Genomic DNA, 1,475 nt, shown 5'->3' on the forward strand with positions numbered 1-1,475 from the left:
AATATGGATTGCTTGATCATCACCAAAGGTTTTGATCAAGTTTACTTTTCCATAGAAAGACATAGGATGGCTGTTTTCAGCTGCAATAGTTTTTGTCAAACGTCCACCAACACGGATCAACCATTGAGAAGGATTTTGCATATCAATGGTCAGATGATCAGCATCTTTAATGGTATCAAACATCAAATGTTGATAGGCAAGCTGTGCTTGTGGCTCAAACGTTACGCCTTGAAGACCCGTTGCAAATTGTTTTCCAACAGTTGTGGAGATCGATAGCATTTTGGCATTTTTCAACTTTGCGGTTGTACCAATGAGAGCATTGGTGATCTTTCCTTTTATGATACCATAGGATAACAGCGTATCAAGATAGAAACCATTGTCATGTTGTATGGTTCCATAGGCTGTAAGTGACCATTTATCCAGAGTGCTTTTCCCAGCATCTTGCATGTCTTTTGGGGTAAAGGACAGTTGTCCATAGGTACCTACAAGCCCCAGATGTGTTGTGGTATTGTGTCCTTCCAGCGCTGCGAAGTTAACCCCTCCTTGAAGGGCGGCATAGCGAAGATGAGCACCGCTATAACCATATTGGCGAGGTGCACTTTCAGAGGATAAAGTTCCTGTGCTTCCATAGGTGTCTAAGAAGAAACCGTTCTGTTTTTCTTGTTGGGTTCCTACGACAGACGTTCTGAGATTGGCTAACAAGGTATTTTGTTTCGCCATATCCGTCAATCCACTATAGAAGAGGGCATTGGGCATGACCAAATAGCTTGCCATTTGTGCTACAGGTGCTTCTACTGTTGAATCAGGGCCAAGAAACTCTTTATGTAAGCGGAAATCCCAGAAATTTTCATCCTTTTCATCAAAGAGACTTTGTTCAATATTCGCTTTGCTATGGCTTGATTCTGATCCGTAACCAGTTAGCGTATATTTATAAGGAGAGCCACCTCTTGTGATATAGCCATGGGCTAGTTTGAAGGAATTTTCATCAGCTTTTCCAGAAACTTGGATCAGTGAAATCCCACTACTGTTCGAAGAGTCAGAAGCATTTATGACACTGTCTTTATCTCCTAAATCGCTTTTGATGTAAACTGTTGTGGAGCCTGAAACATCGCCATGAATGAGAAGCCGATCGGTTTCTTGCTCTGCTATTGGCTTACCATCAGTCCATTTTGTATTGAAATAAATTTGTGCATCGCCTGTTGCATTATAGACGGCTTTGGTATCTGGTTTTCCAGAGCCTATATGCAATGTGTGGTAATGATTTTCTGTTGGCTCTTTAAAAACAAGAGAACTGTTTTCGAGATCCAGAACAGAAATATCAGAACGTGATCTTTGAGCAATATCAAGCAGATTACCCTCAGCATCTTTTTCGTGTGTGCTGTTTTTTAAGATCCATTGTGTACCATTTTTCAGGTCAAAGTGTACGTTTCTTTCTTGTGCAATGTTTGCTCTGCCTTCTAAAGTAGAATGATCTG

1 protein-coding gene is annotated in these 1,475 nt (G+C 41.0%); it reads right to left on the minus strand.

Annotated elements, in window-relative coordinates; all coding sequences use genetic code 11:
* On the minus strand, positions 1–1,475 hold a 1,475-nt coding region (locus BN338_RS10595; protein ID WP_039762601.1), incomplete at both ends, for an autotransporter outer membrane beta-barrel domain-containing protein.

Source organism: Bartonella queenslandensis AUST/NH15 (assembly GCF_000312585.1).
Classification (GTDB): domain Bacteria; phylum Pseudomonadota; class Alphaproteobacteria; order Rhizobiales; family Rhizobiaceae; genus Bartonella; species Bartonella queenslandensis_A.